At 74.8% G+C, this 16051-nt stretch carries 19 protein-coding genes; 8 read left to right on the top strand and 11 right to left on the bottom strand.

Features of this window, described 5'->3' with window-relative positions; all coding sequences use genetic code 11:
* The first annotated feature begins 6 nt into the window (after positions 1–6).
* Positions 7–1182, top strand: a complete 1176-nt coding sequence (locus ABGB11_RS07680) for a winged helix DNA-binding domain-containing protein (protein ID WP_347630255.1) — start codon at positions 7–9, stop codon at positions 1180–1182.
* Positions 1183–1189: 7 nt separating this feature from the next.
* Here ABGB11_RS07680 and ABGB11_RS07675 read toward each other — a convergent pair whose 3' ends face one another.
* The gene (locus tag ABGB11_RS07675; RefSeq protein WP_347630253.1) at positions 1190–1786 is read right to left on the bottom strand and encodes a hypothetical protein; all 597 of its coding nucleotides are present in this window, start codon (positions 1784–1786) and stop codon (positions 1190–1192) included.
* 169 nt (positions 1787–1955) lie between these two features.
* On the opposite strand from ABGB11_RS07675, the gene ABGB11_RS07670 reads away from it, so the two are divergent.
* The 3 genes from ABGB11_RS07670 to ABGB11_RS07660 are packed head-to-tail and all read left to right on the top strand — an operon-like array spanning position 1956 to position 5812.
* A complete protein-coding gene (locus ABGB11_RS07670) occupies positions 1956–3089 on the top strand; it encodes an acyl-CoA dehydrogenase family protein (RefSeq protein ID WP_347630251.1) in 1134 nt (377 codons plus the stop codon).
* Positions 3089–4042, top strand: a complete 954-nt coding sequence (locus tag ABGB11_RS07665) for an acyl-CoA dehydrogenase family protein (RefSeq protein WP_347630249.1) — start codon at positions 3089–3091, stop codon at positions 4040–4042. The genes ABGB11_RS07670 and ABGB11_RS07665 overlap by 1 nt, the downstream gene beginning before the upstream one ends.
* A 60-nt stretch (positions 4043–4102) precedes the next feature.
* A complete protein-coding gene (locus tag ABGB11_RS07660) occupies positions 4103–5812 on the top strand; it encodes a CocE/NonD family hydrolase (protein ID WP_347630247.1) in 1710 nt (569 codons plus the stop codon).
* 9 nt (positions 5813–5821) lie between these two features.
* Here ABGB11_RS07660 and ABGB11_RS07655 read toward each other — a convergent pair whose 3' ends face one another.
* The 9 genes from ABGB11_RS07655 to ABGB11_RS07615 form a co-directional block, all read right to left on the bottom strand.
* Positions 5822–6667 (bottom strand): hypothetical protein, encoded by an 846-nt coding sequence (locus ABGB11_RS07655; protein WP_347630245.1) that lies wholly within the window; start codon positions 6665–6667, stop codon positions 5822–5824.
* A gap of 15 nt (positions 6668–6682) precedes the next feature.
* Entirely contained in the window at positions 6683–7444 is a 762-nt protein-coding gene (gene hisF, locus ABGB11_RS07650) for an imidazole glycerol phosphate synthase subunit HisF (RefSeq protein ID WP_347630243.1), read from the bottom strand.
* Positions 7441–8160 carry a bifunctional 1-(5-phosphoribosyl)-5-((5-phosphoribosylamino)methylideneamino)imidazole-4-carboxamide isomerase/phosphoribosylanthranilate isomerase PriA gene (gene priA, locus ABGB11_RS07645; protein WP_347630241.1) on the bottom strand — a complete coding sequence of 240 codons (720 nt, stop codon included), beginning with the start codon at positions 8158–8160 and terminating at the stop codon, positions 7441–7443. Before priA ends, hisF begins: the two co-directional genes overlap by 4 nt.
* Before the next feature lie 34 nt (positions 8161–8194).
* Positions 8195–8830, bottom strand: coding sequence for an imidazole glycerol phosphate synthase subunit HisH (hisH, locus tag ABGB11_RS07640; RefSeq protein WP_347630555.1), 636 nt, complete (start codon positions 8828–8830; stop codon positions 8195–8197).
* Complete coding sequence (locus ABGB11_RS07635) at positions 8827–8997, bottom strand: hypothetical protein (RefSeq protein WP_347630239.1); 171 nt, start codon at positions 8995–8997, stop codon at positions 8827–8829. The genes hisH and ABGB11_RS07635 overlap by 4 nt, the downstream gene beginning before the upstream one ends.
* Before the next feature lie 2 nt (positions 8998–8999).
* Positions 9000–9593 (bottom strand): imidazoleglycerol-phosphate dehydratase HisB, encoded by a 594-nt coding sequence (gene hisB / locus ABGB11_RS07630; RefSeq protein WP_347630237.1) that lies wholly within the window; start codon positions 9591–9593, stop codon positions 9000–9002.
* On the bottom strand, positions 9590–10735 hold the full coding sequence (locus tag ABGB11_RS07625; protein WP_347630236.1) for a histidinol-phosphate transaminase: 1146 nt from the start codon (positions 10733–10735) through the stop codon (positions 9590–9592). Before ABGB11_RS07625 ends, hisB begins: the two co-directional genes overlap by 4 nt.
* Positions 10732–12039: a histidinol dehydrogenase gene (gene hisD / locus ABGB11_RS07620; protein ID WP_347630234.1), complete on the bottom strand. Its 1308-nt coding sequence runs from the start codon at positions 12037–12039 to the stop codon at positions 10732–10734. Before hisD ends, ABGB11_RS07625 begins: the two co-directional genes overlap by 4 nt.
* 67 nt (positions 12040–12106) lie before the next feature.
* Complete coding sequence (locus tag ABGB11_RS07615) at positions 12107–12919, bottom strand: PhzF family phenazine biosynthesis protein (protein WP_347630232.1); 813 nt, start codon at positions 12917–12919, stop codon at positions 12107–12109.
* 191 nt (positions 12920–13110) lie between these two features.
* On the opposite strand from ABGB11_RS07615, the gene ABGB11_RS07610 reads away from it, so the two are divergent.
* Both ABGB11_RS07610 and ybaK read left to right on the top strand, forming a co-directional pair.
* Entirely contained in the window at positions 13111–13773 is a 663-nt protein-coding gene (locus ABGB11_RS07610; protein WP_347630230.1) for an LON peptidase substrate-binding domain-containing protein, read from the top strand.
* Between the two features lie 23 nt (positions 13774–13796).
* Positions 13797–14294, top strand: a complete 498-nt coding sequence (ybaK, locus tag ABGB11_RS07605; protein ID WP_347630228.1) for a Cys-tRNA(Pro) deacylase — start codon at positions 13797–13799, stop codon at positions 14292–14294.
* On the opposite strand, the gene ABGB11_RS07600 is transcribed toward ybaK, so the two are convergent.
* Complete coding sequence (locus ABGB11_RS07600; RefSeq protein WP_347630226.1) at positions 14178–14780, bottom strand: hypothetical protein; 603 nt, start codon at positions 14778–14780, stop codon at positions 14178–14180. The genes ybaK and ABGB11_RS07600 overlap by 117 nt on opposite strands.
* Before the next feature lie 128 nt (positions 14781–14908).
* Here ABGB11_RS07600 and ABGB11_RS07595 point away from each other — a divergent pair, with 128 nt between their 5' ends.
* Both ABGB11_RS07595 and ABGB11_RS07590 read left to right on the top strand, forming a co-directional pair.
* On the top strand, positions 14909–15604 hold the full coding sequence (locus ABGB11_RS07595) for a DUF6882 domain-containing protein (RefSeq protein ID WP_347630224.1): 696 nt from the start codon (positions 14909–14911) through the stop codon (positions 15602–15604).
* The gene (locus ABGB11_RS07590) at positions 15591–16049 is read left to right on the top strand and encodes a hypothetical protein (RefSeq protein ID WP_347630222.1); all 459 of its coding nucleotides are present in this window, start codon (positions 15591–15593) and stop codon (positions 16047–16049) included. The genes ABGB11_RS07595 and ABGB11_RS07590 overlap by 14 nt, the downstream gene beginning before the upstream one ends.
* The last annotated feature ends 2 nt before the right edge of the window (positions 16050–16051 follow it).

The raw sequence follows: 16051 nt of genomic DNA, 5'->3' as shown, positions 1-16051 counted from the left end.
TCGTTCATGCGTTCGATCACCGTGGCGGAGCGGCGGGCCCGGCTCGCGCTCCGCCACCGGCTTTCCGCCCGGGCGAGGACGGACGACGTCCTCGACATCGCCCGCTCGATGGTGGTGCTGCACGCCACGGATCCGGCGACCGTGTTCCTGTCGGTCGCGGCGCGCAGCCGCGGCGCCGTGCCGGAGGCGGTGGAGAAGGCCCTGTACGACGACCGGACGCTGCTGCGGATGCTCGCCATGCGCCGGACGATGTTCGTCGCGCCGACCGAGCTCCTGCCCGTCCTCCAGGCGTCCACCGCGAACGGCCTGGCGGTGAAGCAGCGCGCCACCTACACGCGGATCATCGAGCGCGGCAGCGACGTCGCCGACGTGCCGGCCCTGTTCGCCGAGGCCGCGGAGGCCGCGCACCGGGCGCTGCTGGCGCGCGGGGAGGCGACCGGCGCGCAGCTCTCGGCGGACGTGCCGCTGCTGCGGACGCAGGTCGACCCGGCGCCCGGCAAGTCCTACTCGCGGCCCACGAACATCACCACGTGGGTCCTGGTCACGCTCGGCTGCGAGGGCCGCATCGTGCGGGGCCGGCCGAACGGGTCGTGGGCCAGCAGCCAGTACCGGTGGTCGCCCGTCGAGGCATGGCTGCCCGGCGGCGTCGAGGACCTCCCGGCCACCGAGGCCCGCGCCGAGCTCGCCCGCCGGTGGCTGCGCGCGTTCGGCCCCGCCCCGGCCGCCGACCTGAAGTGGTGGACGGGCTGGAACGCCGGCGACGTCAGGACGGCGCTCGCCCTGCTGGACGTCACCGAGGCCGATCTCGGCGGGACCACCGGCCTCGTCCTGTCCGACGACCTGGAGCCCGCGCCCGCGCCCGAGCCGTGGGCGGCGCTGCTGCCCGCGCTCGACCCGACCCCGATGGGCTGGCGGGAGCGCGGCTGGTTCCTCGGCGACCACGGCCCGGCGCTCTTCGACCGCAACGGCAACATCGGCCCGTCCGTCTGGTGGGACGGCCGCGTCGTCGGCGGCTGGGCGCAGCGCAAGGACGGCGAGATCGCCGTCCGCCTGCTGGAGGACGCCGGCTCCGACGCCGAGGCGGCCGTCGCGCGCGAGGCCGAGCGGATGGCGGCCTGGTACGGCGGCGTCCGCGCGACACCCCGGTTCCGCACCCCGCTGGAGCGGGAGCTGACGGCCTGAGACGCCGTCAGCGGTAGGGCCCGGCGGTGAGGGCGGCGGCCCTGCGCTTGGCGCCGCCGCGGCGCACGAGGATGACGACGAACGCGAGCGCGGCGAGCCCGCCGAGGCCCATCGCGACCAGCAGGGCGAGGCCGAGGTAGCCGTGGGCGGTGTCGTCCGGCGTCACCAGGATCACCCCGTCGGTGCCGCGGCAGGTCAGCCGGGCGGGGCCGGACACCGGCGCCTCGAACGTGGCGGTGTAGCGGTAGGACGCGCGGCTCGAGGCGCTCCAGGAGTTCTTCCTCGTCAGCCGGACCGGCCCGGACTCCTGCCCCGCCTCCACCCGGCACGCGTACGCCGACGGGCCGCCCGTCCGGACGTAGATGAAGTACCCGTAGCCCTCGGTCAGGTCGACGGACACCCCGGTCACCGGGTCGCCCACGGCCGCCGGCCCGTCGGCGACCTCGGAGTCGTCCCACAGGAACGCCAGGAGGGTGAAGAACCCCACGGCGGCCACCACGACCAGGGCGATCGGCAGGAAGTACCAGCCGGCGCCGGGCGTGATACGCGCCGCGGGCGCCCAGCCCGGCGCCGCCGGCCCCGGCCCCGTGGGCGGGGGCCCCATCGGTACGTTCGACCCGGGCCACATGACTCTCTCCCCCCGGCGGAGCGCTTGTCCGGAACGACAACGATCCCAGAGAACCACGGCCCTCGCCAGGGAGCCCCTGGTAAGGGGCCGCTGATCGAGGCTTTGGGGCGCGTCTGTAACGTCCCCCTGGGACAAGGAGGCGGATGTGACGACATCGTCCGACCTGGAGCCCGGGACGCTGCCGCCCGGGACCGCCGACCTGCGGGCGCAGGTCCGGGAGTTCCTCGCGGAGACGCCGTTCACGGCCCGTGCCGACAGCTGGCTGACCGGGGCCGACCCCGCGTTCAGCAGGCTTCTGGGCGAACGCGGCTGGATCGGCATGACCCTCCCCCGGGAGTACGGCGGGCACGGGCGGTCGCCGCTGGAGCGGTTCGTGGTGATCGAGGAGCTGCTGGCCGCCGGGGCGCCGGTGGGCGCGCACTGGATCGCCGACCGGCAGACCGGGCCGTCCATCCTCGCCCACGGCACCGAGGAGCAGAAGCGGCGGTTCCTTCCCGCGATCGCGCGCGGCGAGTGCTTCTTCGCGATCGGGATGAGCGAGCCGGACTCCGGGTCCGACCTGGCGTCGGTGCGCACCCGCGCCGAACGCGACGGGGACGGGTGGCGGCTCCGCGGCACCAAGGTGTGGACGAGCGGCGCGCACATCGCCCACGCGATCCTCGTCCTCGCCCGGAGCGCGCCCGCCTCGCGGAACCGGCACGAGGGCCTCGGCCAGTTCATCGTGCCGCTTCCGGACGAGCGGGTGGCGATCCGGCCGATCCGGGGCCTGTCCGGCGAGCACCACTTCAACGAGGTCGTGCTCGACGGCGTGTTCGTGCCGGACGCGATGGTCCTCGGGCGGGTCGGCGACGGGTGGCGGCAGGTCACCGCCGAACTGGCCTACGAGCGCAGCGGCCCCGAACGGCTGCTCAGCACGTTCATGCTCGTCCGGCTCCTGCACGGCCGCGCCGGCGACCGGGCCGCGCGGCGGGCGATCGGCGGGCTGACCGCGCGGCTGTGGTCGCTGCGGCAGGCGTCGCTGGCCGTCGCGGGCGCGCTGGCCAGGGGCGAGACGCCCGAGCTGCCCGCCGCGCTCGTCAAGGACCTCGGGACGCGGTTCGAGCGCGAGGTGATCGAGGTGGCGCGCGAGCACGCCGGGGTGGAGCCGGATCCCGGCTCGCCCGATCCGCTCGCCCGGGCGCTGGCCGGCGCGGTCGTCCAGGCGCCCGGGTTCACGCTGCGGGGCGGCACGAACGAGATCCTGCGCGGCATCGTCGCGCGCGGGCTGGGGGTGCGGTGATGGAACTGCTGGAGGAGACCGCGGGCGAGATCCTGTCCGGTGCCGACCCGTGGCCCGAACTGGAGGCGTCCGGGCTCGCGCTGGCCGGCGTGCCCGAGGAGGCCGGCGGCAGCGGCGGCACCCTCGCCGACGCCGCCGCAGTCCTGCGCGCCGCCGGATACCACGCCGCCGCCGTGCCGCTCGCCGAGACCCTGGTGGCCGGGCGGCTGCTCGCCGGCGCCGGGCTGCCGGTGCCGCACGGCGCCCTCACCGCCCTGTCCGGCGAGGTCGAGGCCGTCGAGGACCGGGAAGGCTGGACGTTGACGGGAACGTTCCGCCGCGTCCCGTGGGCGCGTTCGGCGCGGTGCCTCGTCGTTCTCGGGGCCGGCCTCGTCGCCACCGCCGACCCCGCGCGGGCGCGGATCACCGCGGGGGCCAACGTGGCGGGCGAGCCCCGCGACGAGGTCGTGCTGTCCGGCGTCCGGGCGCCGGCGGCGGCGCCGTCCCCGGCCGGCGCGGCGGACCTGCGGCGGCTCGGGGCGCTCGCGCGGGCCGTCCAGCTCACCGGGGCGATGCGGCGGGCGCTGGATCTCACCGTCCGGTACGCGGGCGAGCGCGAGCAGTTCGGCCGGCCGATCGGGCGGTTCCAGGCCGTCCAGCAGATGCTGGCCGAGCTGGCCGGCGAGGCGACGGTCGCGGACGTCGCGGTGCGGGCGGCCGTCCGCGCCCCGGACGACCCGGTCGCGGTGGCCGCCGCCAAGGCGAACGCGTCGCGGGCGGCGGGCACGGTCGCGGCGATCGCGCACCAGGTGCACGGCGCCCTCGGCGTCACCGAGGAGCACCCCCTGCGCCAGGTCACGCTGCGGCTGTGGTCGTGGCGGGACGAGTACGGCAACGAGGCCGCGTGGGCGGACGACCTGGGCGCCGCGATCACCGCCGCGCCCGACCCGTGGGCGCTCATCACCGGGGCCTGACGGTTGCGCACCGGCGCGGCCGGTTACCTTACTAGGGAGTAGCCGACGTACGGAGGCAGCATGGCGCCCTGGGACCGACTGCCGGCCCCGCAGCTCAGGCTTCCCCGCCCCCGTGGGCTGGCCCGCTACAGCGTCGAGCGCGACCTGCCGGTGACCATGCCGGACGGCGTGACGCTGCTCGCCGACCGGTACGCCCCGACCGGGGTGGAGCGCCCGCCCACGATCCTCGTCCGGACCCCCTACGGCCGGCGTGGCCCCGCCGCCCTCGCCAACGGCCTGCTGTTCGTCCCGTTCGGGTTCCAGCTGGTCGTGCAGAGCGCCCGCGGGACGTCCGGGTCCGGCGGCGAGTTCGACCCGCTCGGCAGCGAGCGCGACGACGGGCTCGCCACCGTCGGGTGGCTGAAGCGGCAGCCCTGGTTCCACGGCGCGTTCGCCATGTTCGGACCCAGCTACCTCGGCTACGCGGCGTGGGCGGTCGCGGCGGAGGCGGGCCCCGAGCTGAAGGCGATGTCGGTGCAGATCACCGCGTCGTCCTTCCGCGACGCCGCCTACGTCGGCGGGTCGTTCGCGCTGGAGTCCACGCTCACCTGGACCGACCTCACGCACCGGCAGCAGCGGCCGTTCGGCATGCTGACCGCGCCGCTGCTGTCGCGGCGCCGCGCCGTCCGCGCCGCCACGTCCGGCCGCCCGCTGGCCGAGCTGGACGTGCTGGCCGGCGGCGCGCCGATGCGCTTCTACCAGGACCTCCTCGCCAACCACGCCGACCACGCCGACCACTCCGCCTCCGGCGGCTACTGGGACCGGCGCGACTTCAGCGGCACCGTCGGCCAGGTCGCCGCGCCCGTCAGCCTGCTCGGCGGCTGGTACGACGTGTTCCTGCCGTGGCAGATCAAGGACTACCTCGCGCTGCGCGCGGCCGGCCACTCCCCCTACCTGACGATCGGGCCCTGGTGGCACACCGACGCCCGCCACGGGCTGCCCGCGATCCGCGAGTCGCTCGCCTGGTTCCGCGCCCACCTGCAGGGCGACCCGTCCGGGCTGCGCCGCGACCCCGTCCGCGTCTACGTCACCGGCGCCCGCGAGTGGCGGAGCTACCGCGACTGGCCCCCGCCGGGCATGCGGCAGGCGCGCTGGCACCTGCACGCCGGCGGCGGCCTCGGCGAGGACGGCCCGCAGGACCGTCCGGCGAGCACCTACACCTTCGACCCGGCCCGCCCCACGCCCGCGCTCGGCGGCCCCACCCTCCTCGGCAGCTCCCGCCCGGTCGACAACCGGCCCCTGGAGCGGCGCCCGGACGTCCTGGTGTTCACCTCGCCCGCCCTGCCCGCCGACCTGGACGTCATCGGCCCCGTCGGCGCCGACCTGTTCGTCCGCTCCGACCGGGAGCACACCGACTTCGTCGTCCGGCTCTGCGACGTCGCCCCGGACGGGACGTCCCGCAACGTCTGCGAAGGGGGCCTGCGCCTGCCCGCCGCCGCGGTGAAGCCCGTGGGGACGGACGGCGTGCTCCGGGTGGCGGTCGACCTGTGGCCCACGGGCCACCGCTTCCAGCGCGGGCACCGCGTCCGCGTCCACGTCACCAGCGGCGCCCACCCCAAGGTCGCCGCGAACCCCGGCACCGGAGACCCCCTGGCGACCGCGGGCACGCGCATGGTCGAGGCCCACCAGGAGGTCTTCCACAGCCCCGACCACCCGTCCGCGATCATCCTCCCCATCGCCGAGCGCTCCCCCGAGAGCGCGGCCCCGGCCCCCGAGGAGGACGTGGCCTGACCGGACGGGCTACACCTGCGCCAGCATGGCCTTCGCGAGCTTCTCGGCCGCGGCGGGGGCGTGCCGGAGGTAGAGGTCGGGCTCGGTCAGCTCCAGCTCGATGATCAGCGGGACGCCGTCCGGACCGGGGATCATGTCGACGCGGGCGTAGAGGAGGTCCTCGCCGCCGGGGACGGCGGCCAGGGCGCGCCTCGCCAGGTCCAGCTCGGCGTCCGTCGCCGTGCACGGGGTGACCTGCCCGCGCGTGGTGTCGTCCCGGACGGGGCCCTCGACGCCGGCGCCGGCGGTGAGGATCCGCGCCTTGCGGGCGGCGTGGCTGTACTCGCCCGCGCAGAAGACCAGCGCCGTCTCGCCGGCGGTGTCGACCGCGGGCAGGTACGGCTGGACCATCGCCGTCCGGTCCGTGTCGCGGAGCGAGCGCAGGTGGGCGCGGGCCGCGTCCTCCTCGCCCGGCCCCCAGCGGGCGGTGTCGGCGGAGCCGACCGAGACGGCCGGCTTGATGACGTACTCGGGCCATTCGGACGGGACGTCGTCCGGGTCCCACAGTGTCGGGACGACCGGGACGCCCGCGGCGGCGAGGTCGCGGAGGTAGCGCTTGTCGGTGTTCCAGCGGATGATCCCGGCCGGGTTGAGGACGCGCGGCAGGCTCTCCGCCCACGCGACGAACCGGTCACGCTTGCCCGGGTAGTCCCAGGTGGAGCGGATGACGACCAGCTCGTGGCGGGACCAGTCGACGTCGGCGTCCCAGACGGCGGGCTCGGCGTCGGCGCCGAGGCGCGCGAGGGCGCCGATCAGGATGTGGGCGTCGTCGCTCCCGCCGGGCAGCAGGGAGCACGTCGCGAATGCGATGGTCATCGGGGGGTTCCTCTGTCAGCGGACCGGGTGGCCGGTCTCGCGCAGCGCGGCCTTGACCTCGGGGATCTTCAGCTCGCCGAAGTGGAAGACGCTGGCGGCGAGGACGGCGTCCGCGCCCGCGTCCACGGCCGGGGCGAAGTGCTCCACGGCGCCGGCGCCGCCGCTCGCGATCACCGGGACGGAGACGGTCTCCCGGACGCGGCGGATCATCTCCAGGTCGAACCCGGCCTTGGTGCCGTCGGCGTCCATGGAGTTCAGCAGGATCTCGCCGACGCCGAGCTCCTCGCCGCGGCGGGCCCACTCAATCGCGTCGATGCCCGTCCCCTTGCGCCCGCCGTGCGTGGTGACCTCGAACCCGGAGTCGGTGCCCTCGGCGCGGCGGGCGTCCACCGACAGGACGACGCACTGGGAGCCGAACCGGTGCGCGGCCTCCCGCAGGAACTCCGGGCGCGCGATGGCGGCGGTGTTGATCGAGACCTTGTCGGCGCCCGCGCGCAGCAAGCGGTCGACGTCCTCGACGGCGCGGATGCCGCCGCCGACCGTCAGCGGGATGAACACCTGCTCGGCGGTGCGCCGGACCACGTCGTAGGTCGTGGAGCGGTCGGCACTGGACGCGGTGATGTCCAGGAACGTCAGCTCGTCGGCGCCCTCGGCGTCGTAGCGGGCGGCCAGCTCGACGGGGTCGCCGGCGTCCCGGAGGTTCTGGAAGTTGACGCCCTTGACGACGCGCCCGGCGTCGACGTCCAGGCACGGGATCACCCGCACGGCGACGGTCATTTGACCGCCTCCAGGGCTTCCTCCAGCGTGAACGCCTGGGCGTACAGGGCCTTGCCGACGATCGCGCCCTCGACGCCGTCGGCCACGAGCCCGGCCAGGGCGCGCAGGTCGTCCAGCGAGGACACGCCGCCGGAGGCGATGACGGGCCGGTCGGTGCGGGAGCAGACCTCGCGCAGGAGGTCGGTGTTGGGGCCGCGGAGGGTGCCGTCCTTCGTGACGTCGGTGACCACGTACCGGGGGCAGCCGTCGTCCTCCAGGCGGGCGAGGACCTCCCAGAGGTCGCCGCCCTCCCGCGTCCAGCCGCGCGCGGCCAGCGTCGTGCCCCGCACGTCCAGCCCCACCGCGATCTTGTCGCCGTGCGAGGCGATGATCGTGCGGCACCAGTCGGGGTTCTCCAGCGCGGCGGTGCCGATGTTGACCCGGGCGCAGCCGGTGGACAGCGCCGCCTCCAGCGACGCGTCGTCGCGGATGCCGCCCGACAGCTCCACCTTCACGTCCAGCTTCCCGGTGACCTCGGCGAGCAGCTCCCGGTTGGACCCGCGCCCGAACGCCGCGTCCAGGTCGACCAAATGGATCCACTCCGCCCCCGCCTCCTGCCAGGCCAGCGCCGCCTCCAGCGGGGCGCCGTAGGAGGTCTCGGTGCCGGCCTCGCCCTGGACCAGGCGGACCGCCTGGCCACCGGCGACGTCGACCGCGGGAAGGAGCGTCAGAGTCATGCGGAAACCTTATCGATGCGGATGAGACGGGCGGTCAGGCGAGGGTGGCGAGCCAGTTGCGCAGGAGCGCGGCGCCGGCGTCGCCGGACTTCTCCGGGTGGAACTGGGTGGCGCACAGCGGGCCGTTCTCGACGCCCGCGACGAAACGGTCGCCGTGCTCGGACCAGGTGACCAGCGGCGGCCGGATCGTGCCGGTCGGGTCCGGTTCCAGCTCCCAGCCGCGCGCCGCGTAGGAGTGGACGAAGTAGAAGCGCTCGTCCTCCAGGCCGCGGAAGAGGGCGGAGCCGTCGGGGACGTCGACGGTGTTCCAGCCCATGTGCGGGACGACCGGTGCGTCCAGGCGGTCGACCGTGCCCGGCCACTCGTCGCAGCCCTCCGTCGTGACGCCGTGCTCGATGCCCCGGGAGAACAGAATCTGCATGCCGACGCAGATGCCGAGGACGGGGCGCCCGCCGGCGAGGCGGCGGCCGATGATCTGCTCGCCGCGGACGGCGCGCAGCCCGGCCATGCAGGCGGCGAACGCGCCGACGCCGGGGACGACCAGGCCGTCGGCGGCGAGCGCGGCGTCCCAGTCGGCGGTGACGGTCACCTCCGCGCCGGCGCGGGCGACGGCGCGCTCGGCGGAGCGCAGGTTGCCCGAGCCGTAGTCGAGGATGACGACGTCCTTCACAGCCACATCACTCCGCCGGCGAACGCCAGCCCGGCGAGGACCAGCAGGAGCAGCGCCGCGATCTTGAGGCCCTGCTTGACGAAGCTGTAGACGCCCGCCAGCAGGAACACCGCGACCGCGAAGATCGCCACGTTGCCGTAGGTGACGTGCAGATCGCCGATGTGCACGGTTACAGAGCCCCCTTGGTGGACGGGATGCCGTGCACCTTCGGGTCGAACGCCACGGCGTCGCGCAGCGCGCGGGCGAGGGCCTTGAACTGCGCCTCCACGATGTGGTGCGCGTTGCGCCCGTACGGGACGTGGACGTGCAGCGCCACCTGCGCGTTCGACACGAACGACTCGAAGATGTGGCGGGTCAGGGTGGTGTCGTACTCGGGGCCGATCATCGGGGCCATGCCGTCCGGCTCCACGTGCACCAGGTAGGGGCGGCCGGAGACGTCCACGGTGACCTGCGCGAGCGCCTCGTCCAGCGGGATGGAGGCGTCGGCGAAGCGGCGGATGCCCGCCTTGTCGCCGAGAGCCTCGCGGAACGCCTGGCCGAGCGCGATGGCCGTGTCCTCGATCGTGTGGTGGCTGTCGATGTGCAGGTCGCCCGACGTCTTGACGGTCAGGTCGAACGAGCCGTGCTTGCCGAGTTGGGCCAGCATGTGGTCGAAGAACCCCACGCCGGTCGCGACGTCGACCTGGCCGGTGCCGTCCAGGTCGATCTCGACGAGGACCTGGGTCTCCTTGGTCCCGCGTTCGATGCGGCCCTTGCGTGTCACAGGATCTCCTTCGATGTCGACGACGAAGTCGTCTCGGGGGGCGTGGGGGGTCGTCCCCCCTCGGAGAGGAGGGCGGTCCGGAATGCGGCCATCTCTTCTGGGGTGCCGACGCTGACCCGCAGCCATTCGGGCGGGCCCACCTCCCGGATCAGCACGCCGCGGTCGAGGAGGCCCTCCCAGACCGTCCGGCGGTCGGGGAACGTCCCGAACAGGACGAAGTTGGCGTCGGAGTCGGCCACCCGGAACCCCTCGGCGCGCAGCCACGCGACCAGGTCGTCCCGCTCGCGGCGGAGGGCCTCGACGCCGCCGAGCAGCTCCTCGCCGTGGGCGAGGGCGGTGCGCGCGACGGCCTGGGTGACGGCCGACAGGTGGTAGGGCAGCCGGACGAGCAGCAGCGCCCGGACGACGGCCGGGTCGGCGGCGAGGTAGCCGAGCCGCGTTCCGGCCATCGCGAACGCCTTCGACATCGTCCGCGTGACGATCAGCCGCGGGTCGCCGTCCAGCAGCGTCAGCGCGGACGGGGTGCCCTGCCGGCGGAACTCGGCGTACGCCTCGTCGACGACGACCATGCCGGGCGCGGCCTCGAGGACGGCCTCGATGGCGCCGAGCGGCAGCGCGGTGCCGGTGGGGTTGTTCGGCGAGGTGAGGAACACGATGTCGGGGCGGTGCTCCTCGACGGCGGCGACGGCGCGGCCGGGGTCGAGGCCGAAGTCCTCGTCGCGGAAGGCGTTCACCCAGCGCGTCCCGGACACCCCGGTGATGATCGGGTGCATCGAGTAGGACGGCTCGAAGCCGAGCGCGGTGCGGCCCGTCCCGCCGAACGCCTGCAAGATCTGCTGGATGATCTCGTTGGAGCCGTTGGCGGCCCACACCCGGCCGGCGTCGAGGCCCGCGCCGGGCGTGTCGGCGTTCAGGAACGCGGCGAGGTCCTCGCGGAGCGCGACCGCGTCCCGGTCGGGGTAGCGGTTCAGCGACCCGGCGACGTCCATGACGGCCTCGCCGATGGCCTTCACCAGGCGCTCGGACGGCGGGTACGGGTTCTCGTTGGTGTTCAGCGCGTACGGGACGTCCAGCTGCGGGGCGCCATAGGGCTCCTTGCCGCGCAGGTCGTCCCGGAGCGGCAGGTCGTTGAGGGACGTCACGAAGGGATCTCCCAGTCGAAGCGGGCCTTCAGGGCGGCGCCGTGCGCGGGCAGGTCCTCGGCCTCGGCGAGCGCGACCACCCGGGAGGTCGCCTCGGCGAGGGCGTCGCGGCCGTACTCGACGACGTGCACGCCGCGCAGGAACGACTGGACCGACAGCCCGGACGAGTGGCAGGCGCACCCGCCGGTCGGCAGGACGTGGTTGGACCCCGCCAGGTAGTCGCCGAGGGACACCGGCGCGTGCGGGCCCACGAAGATCGCGCCGGCGTTGCGGACGCGGGCGGCGACGGCGGCGGCGTCCGCGGTCTGGATCTCCAGGTGCTCGGCGGCGTAGGCGTCCACGACCTTCAGGCCGTCCTCGACGCCGTCCACCAGGACGATGCCGGACTGCCGCCCGGCGAGCGCCTCGGTGATCCGCTCGGTGTGCCTGGTGCGCGCGACCTGCGCCTTCAGCTCGGCCTCGACCTCCTCGGCGAGCCGAGGCGAGTCGGTGACGAGGACGGCGGCGGCGAGCGTGTCGTGCTCGGCCTGGCTGATCAGGTCTGCGGCGACGTGCACCGGGTCGGCGGTGCCGTCGGCCAGGATCGCGATCTCCGTCGGGCCGGCCTCGGCGTCGATGCCGACCACGCCCTTGAGCAGCCGCTTGGCCGCGGCGACGTAGACGTTCCCGGGACCGGTGACCAGGTCGGCGCGGGGGCACTCGTCCGTCCCGTAGGCGAACATCGCGATCGCCTGCGCGCCCCCGGCGGCGTGCACCTCGTCGACCCCGAGCAGCGCGCAGGCCGCGAGGATGGCCGGGTGCGGGAGGCCGCCGTGCTCCTTCTGGGGCGGCGAGGTGACGGCGAGGGAGCCGACGCCCGCCTCCTGCGCGGGGACGACGTTCATCACCACGCTGGACGGGTACACGGCGCGGCCGCCCGGTACGTACAGCCCGACCCGCCCGACCGGGATCCACTTCTCGGTGACGGTGCCGCCGGGCACGACCTGCGTGGTCACGTCGGTGCGGCGCTGGGCGCGGTGCACGGTCCGGGCCCGGCGGATGCTCTCCTCCAGCGCGTCCCGGACGGCCGGGTCGAGCTCGGCGAGCGCCCGGTGGACGGTCTCGACCGGGACCCGCGTGCCGTCCAGCGCGACCCCGTCGAACGCCTTCGTGTGCTCCCGGACCGCCTCCGAGCCGCGATGGCGCACGTCCTCGCAGATGGGCCGCACCTTGTCCAGGGCGGCCTCGACGTCGAGTTCGGCGCGGGGCAGCACGGAGCGCAGCTCGCGGGGAAGCGAGCCGCGCAGGTCGATACGGGAAATCACCCGTCCAGTCTACGGAGTGCCACCGGTCCCCCGCGCACCGTCTCACGTGCCGAGACGCGGCGCCGGGTCACGCGGTGAGGGTGCCGTCCAGGACGGTGACGGCCCGGCCGGACAGGATCACGCGGTCGCCGCGCAGGGCCACCCGGACGTACCCGCCGCGCTCGGACGCCTGGTAGCCGGTCATCGCGTCGCGGCCGAGGCGCTCCGCCCAGTAGGGCGCGAGGGCGCAGTGCGCGGAGCCGGTCACCGGGTCCTCGCCGTCGCCGTGCAGGAGGCGGGCGGCGAAGAACCGGGACGTGAAGTCGTGCTCCCGCCCGGGATCGGCCGCCGCGGTGACGATCACTCCGCGGGCGTCGATCCGGCGGAGCGCCGCCGTGTCGGGGGCGAGGCCGCGGACCGCCGCCTCGTCGCCGACCTCGGTGAGGACGTCGTTCTGGACGTTGCGCCCGGCGGCGGACACCGGGACGCCGAGCGCCTCGGCGAGCCCGTCGGGGACATCGATCGGTTCCGGCGGGCACGACGGGAAGTCCATCGACAGGCCGCCGTCGCCGTCGCGGATCACGGTGAGGACGCCGCTCTTCAGGGTCCTGAACCGGATCGGGGCGCCGGCCTCGACGATGCCGGTCTCGTAGAGGGCGTGGGCGGTGCCCATGGTGGCGTGGCCGCACAGGGCGACTTCCGTGTTCGGGGTGAACCAGCGCAGCTCGAAGTCGGCCCCGGGGTCGTCGACCGGGCGGACGAACGCGGTCTCGGAGTGCTTCATCTCGGCGGCCACCCGCTGCATCCACGCGGGGTCGGCGGCGTCCGCGAGCAGGCACACCCCGGCCGGGTTGCCGGCGAACGGGCGGGCGGTGAAGGCGTCGACGATCAGCATCCTCATGGCCCCGACGCTACCGACGGGCGCCGGCCGGGCGGCATGGCCAATACGCCGGAAGTGGCCCGCGGGACATATTTCCACCGCCCATCCTCTTCACACTGTGAAAAACCAACCATTACCAAGATCATCAATATGGACGTACCCTGACGGCGAAGGGGCGTCTCCCGGTGCGCCCGGCAGCGTGGGAGTGAACTGTGACCGAGCGGCTCGCCCTGTTCCCCCTGGGCACGGTCCTGTTCCCGGGGCTCGTGCTCCCCCTCCACCTGTTCGAGGACCGGTACCGCCGGCTGATCGCCGACCTTCTCGAACAGCCCGAGCCCCGCGGGTTCGGCGTCGTCGGCATCGAGCTCGGCCACGAGGTCGGCGAGGGGGCCGCGCACCGCCTCGCCGAGATCGGGTGCGTCGCCGAACTGCGCGAGGTGACGCCGCACCCGGACGGGCGCTACGACATCGTCACGGTCGGCACCCGGCGGTTCCGGCTGAAGGAGCTGGACCGCTCGCGGCCCTACCTGCGCGGCGAGGTCGAGTTCCTGCCCGAGGAGGCCGGCGCCGAGGCCGGCGCCCTCGCGACCCGGGTCCGCCGGCTGTTCCGGCTCTACCGGCACCGGCTCGGCGCGGCCGGCGCCGTGCCGTTCGACCGGGCCGAACCGCCCGGCGACCCGGTCGCGCTGTCGTACGCGGTCGCCGCCGCGCTCGTCCTGGACGGGCACGACAAGCAGCGCCTGCTGGAGTGCGAGGACGCGGCGCTGCGGCTGGAGGCCGAACGCGACCTGCTGGCCCGGGAGAACCGCATCCTGGACGTGCTCCCGACGATCCCCGCCGGGCAGTTCCTCGACGGGTCGTTCACACCCAACTGATCGCGCACGGCAGACTCTCCCCCATGAGCACTGCCAAGACCAAGGGCGGCAAGGGGACCCCGGCGACCGTCGCCGCGGCGAAGGCCGGCATCGAGTACACGCTGCACACCTACGAGGTGGACGCGGACGCCGCGTCCTATGGCGAGGCCGCCGCCGACGCCCTCGGCATCCCGCACGACCAGATCTTCAAGACGCTGCTCGCCGAGGTCGACGGGAACCTGACGGTCGGCGTCGTCCCCGTCTCCGCCAGCCTGGACCTCAAGGCTCTCGCCGCGGCGGCGGGCGGCAAGAAGGCCCGGATGGCCGACCCCCGGGACGCCGAGCGCGCCACCGGGTACGTCGTCGGCGGGATCAGCCCGCTCGGCCAGCGCCGGCGGCTGCCGACCGTGGTCGACGCGTCGGTGTCAGCGCTCGGGACCGTCTACGTCTCGGCCGGCCGGCGCGGCCTCCAGATCGAGCTCGTCCCCGCCGACCTCGTCCGCCTCACCGGCGCCCGCGTCGCCGTCATCGCCCGCGGGTAGCCGCCGGACGACCATCTCCAGCAGCCCGTACGTCGCTACCGCGGGCAGGGCCCAGAACACGAGCAGGCCCTTGGCTCGCAGGTCGGCGACGCCCTCGACGGTCGTGCCGTCGCGCCCGTGCCGGACGGCGTCCTGGAAGTGGCCGAGCCCGATCATGTGGCCGGTCCGCCAGGCGAGCACGGCCGCGGCGGCGCCCCCGGCGGCCAGCCCGAGCAGCAGCGCGACGTCGTTGCCGCGCCCGCCCGCCAGGTAGGCGACGACGCCGCACAGCATCCCGGCGACGAGCGCGATCAGCGCGAACCGGGCGTCGATGCCGATCGGCCCCTGGCTTTCCGGTTCGGCCAGAAGTGCCTCACCCTGCACGACCACATACGACACCTTGGGGGCGGTGACCGCCCACAGCAGTCCCGCGAGCGGCCCCAGCAGCGCGACGGCGGCGCTGGTGACCGCCCAGATCGTCAAGAGCCTCCCGGTCGGTCGCCGCACCTCGTACGCTCCTAGGTGGAAGTCCTCTGACAGCGAAAGCCTAGCCTGCCCAGGTCAGCCGATCGACTCTCGAAGGGTGTCCGATTCCCGCCCACGACCGCCCCGACAACTGGGATAATGTGCCCGACATGTCCGGATTCAGTCCCGCGTTCGAACGCCTCGGCGCCGCGCTGGCGGCCGTCGTCCTGCAGCAGCAGGAGACGCTCGCCGAGTTCCTGCCGCGCGAGGACTGGAGCGCCGACCTGACCGCCCGCACCTACACCAGCGGCGGCGTCACCGTGCGGGTCTCCCTGCTCGGCAGCTACGCGGCGCGCGAGCGCACCTGGCTGTGGGGATGGGCCAACCCGCAGTTCGGCGACGCGCACCCCGCGGTCACCCCCACCCTGGTGATCCGGACGATCGGCGAACGGCTCGGCATCACCGAGTTCACCACCCCCGAGGTCGACCTGTCCTGGTACGAGGGCCCGGCCGGGCACGGCGGCGAGCTCATCGCCATGGCCGCCGGCGGCGTCCTCGGCGGAGGCGGCTACATCGGCGCCGGCTACGACGGCGGCTCCGCCTACCTGCACGTCGACGACCCGCAGGCGCCGCCCGCCCAGTGGGACCCCGTCCCCCTCCCCCGCCTGCTCGCGAACGCGACCGCGCTGTTCCCCCACGAGCCGCGCCTCACTCTCGCCGGCCTGCTCTCCCACCACCGCGTCCCCTACCGCCAGACCGACCTCCTCACCGAGGTCGCCCTCCCCGGCGGCGGCACCGCCCAGGCCCGCTTCGACGGCCTGGGCCGCTTCGTGGATTGGAAAGCCGAACTGATTGCGGTTTCTTAGTCCCGGCGGGGTCCACGCGGGTCTCGCGCCCGCGCATCCGGTCGGCATCTGGGTCGGCGCCGTCGGCCCCGAGGCGCCGGCCTTCACCGGGCGTGTCGGGGACGGGTGGGCGGCGCCGATCCCGCACTACCTGCCGTACGAGAAGTGGCGCGCATCGCAGGACGCGATCACGCGCGCCGCCGAGGACGCCGGGCGGGCCCCGTCCGGCATCACCCGCGTCGCCCAGCTCGTCGGCGACATCACCGAGGAGCCCGGCACCGTCCGGCTCCGGGGTGAGAAGCCGGTCCGCGCCGACGCCGCGGGCTGGGCGCGCGTGCTCGCCGACCTCGCCACCGAGACCGGGTTCGACTCCTTCGTGTACCGGCCGGAGGGCAACGGCGAGACGCAGGTCCGCCGGTGGGCGCGGGAAGTCGTCCCCGCGGCCCGCACCCTTCTGGAGGCCTGACC

The sequence above is a fragment of the Actinomadura sp. B10D3 genome (genome assembly GCF_039871695.1).
Classification (GTDB): domain Bacteria; phylum Actinomycetota; class Actinomycetes; order Streptosporangiales; family Streptosporangiaceae; genus Spirillospora; species Spirillospora madurae.
Note: the sequence above shows the minus strand (reverse complement) of the source record. Positions and strands in the feature narration are given on the sequence as shown.

What these genes read in the sequence shown, in the direction of transcription:
- ABGB11_RS07595 (WP_347630224.1), top strand. Translation starts at nt 14,909, where the DNA reads ATGTCCGGATTCAGTCCCGCGTTCGAACGCCTCGGCGCCGCGCTGGCG.
- ABGB11_RS07655 (WP_347630245.1), bottom strand. Translation starts at nt 6,667, where the DNA reads ATGACCATCGCATTCGCGACGTGCTCCCTGCTGCCCGGCGGGAGCGAC.
- ybaK (WP_347630228.1), top strand. Translation starts at nt 13,797, where the DNA reads ATGAGCACTGCCAAGACCAAGGGCGGCAAGGGGACCCCGGCGACCGTC.
- ABGB11_RS07680 (WP_347630255.1), top strand. Translation starts at nt 7, where the DNA reads ATGCGTTCGATCACCGTGGCGGAGCGGCGGGCCCGGCTCGCGCTCCGC.
- priA (WP_347630241.1), bottom strand. Translation starts at nt 8,160, where the DNA reads ATGACTCTGACGCTCCTTCCCGCGGTCGACGTCGCCGGTGGCCAGGCG.
- ABGB11_RS07665 (WP_347630249.1), top strand. Translation starts at nt 3,089, where the DNA reads ATGGAACTGCTGGAGGAGACCGCGGGCGAGATCCTGTCCGGTGCCGAC.
- hisF (WP_347630243.1), bottom strand. Translation starts at nt 7,444, where the DNA reads ATGACCGTCGCCGTGCGGGTGATCCCGTGCCTGGACGTCGACGCCGGG.
- ABGB11_RS07675 (WP_347630253.1), bottom strand. Translation starts at nt 1,786, where the DNA reads ATGGGGCCCCCGCCCACGGGGCCGGGGCCGGCGGCGCCGGGCTGGGCG.
- ABGB11_RS07660 (WP_347630247.1), top strand. Translation starts at nt 4,103, where the DNA reads ATGGCGCCCTGGGACCGACTGCCGGCCCCGCAGCTCAGGCTTCCCCGC.
- ABGB11_RS07615 (WP_347630232.1), bottom strand. Translation starts at nt 12,919, where the DNA reads ATGAGGATGCTGATCGTCGACGCCTTCACCGCCCGCCCGTTCGCCGGC.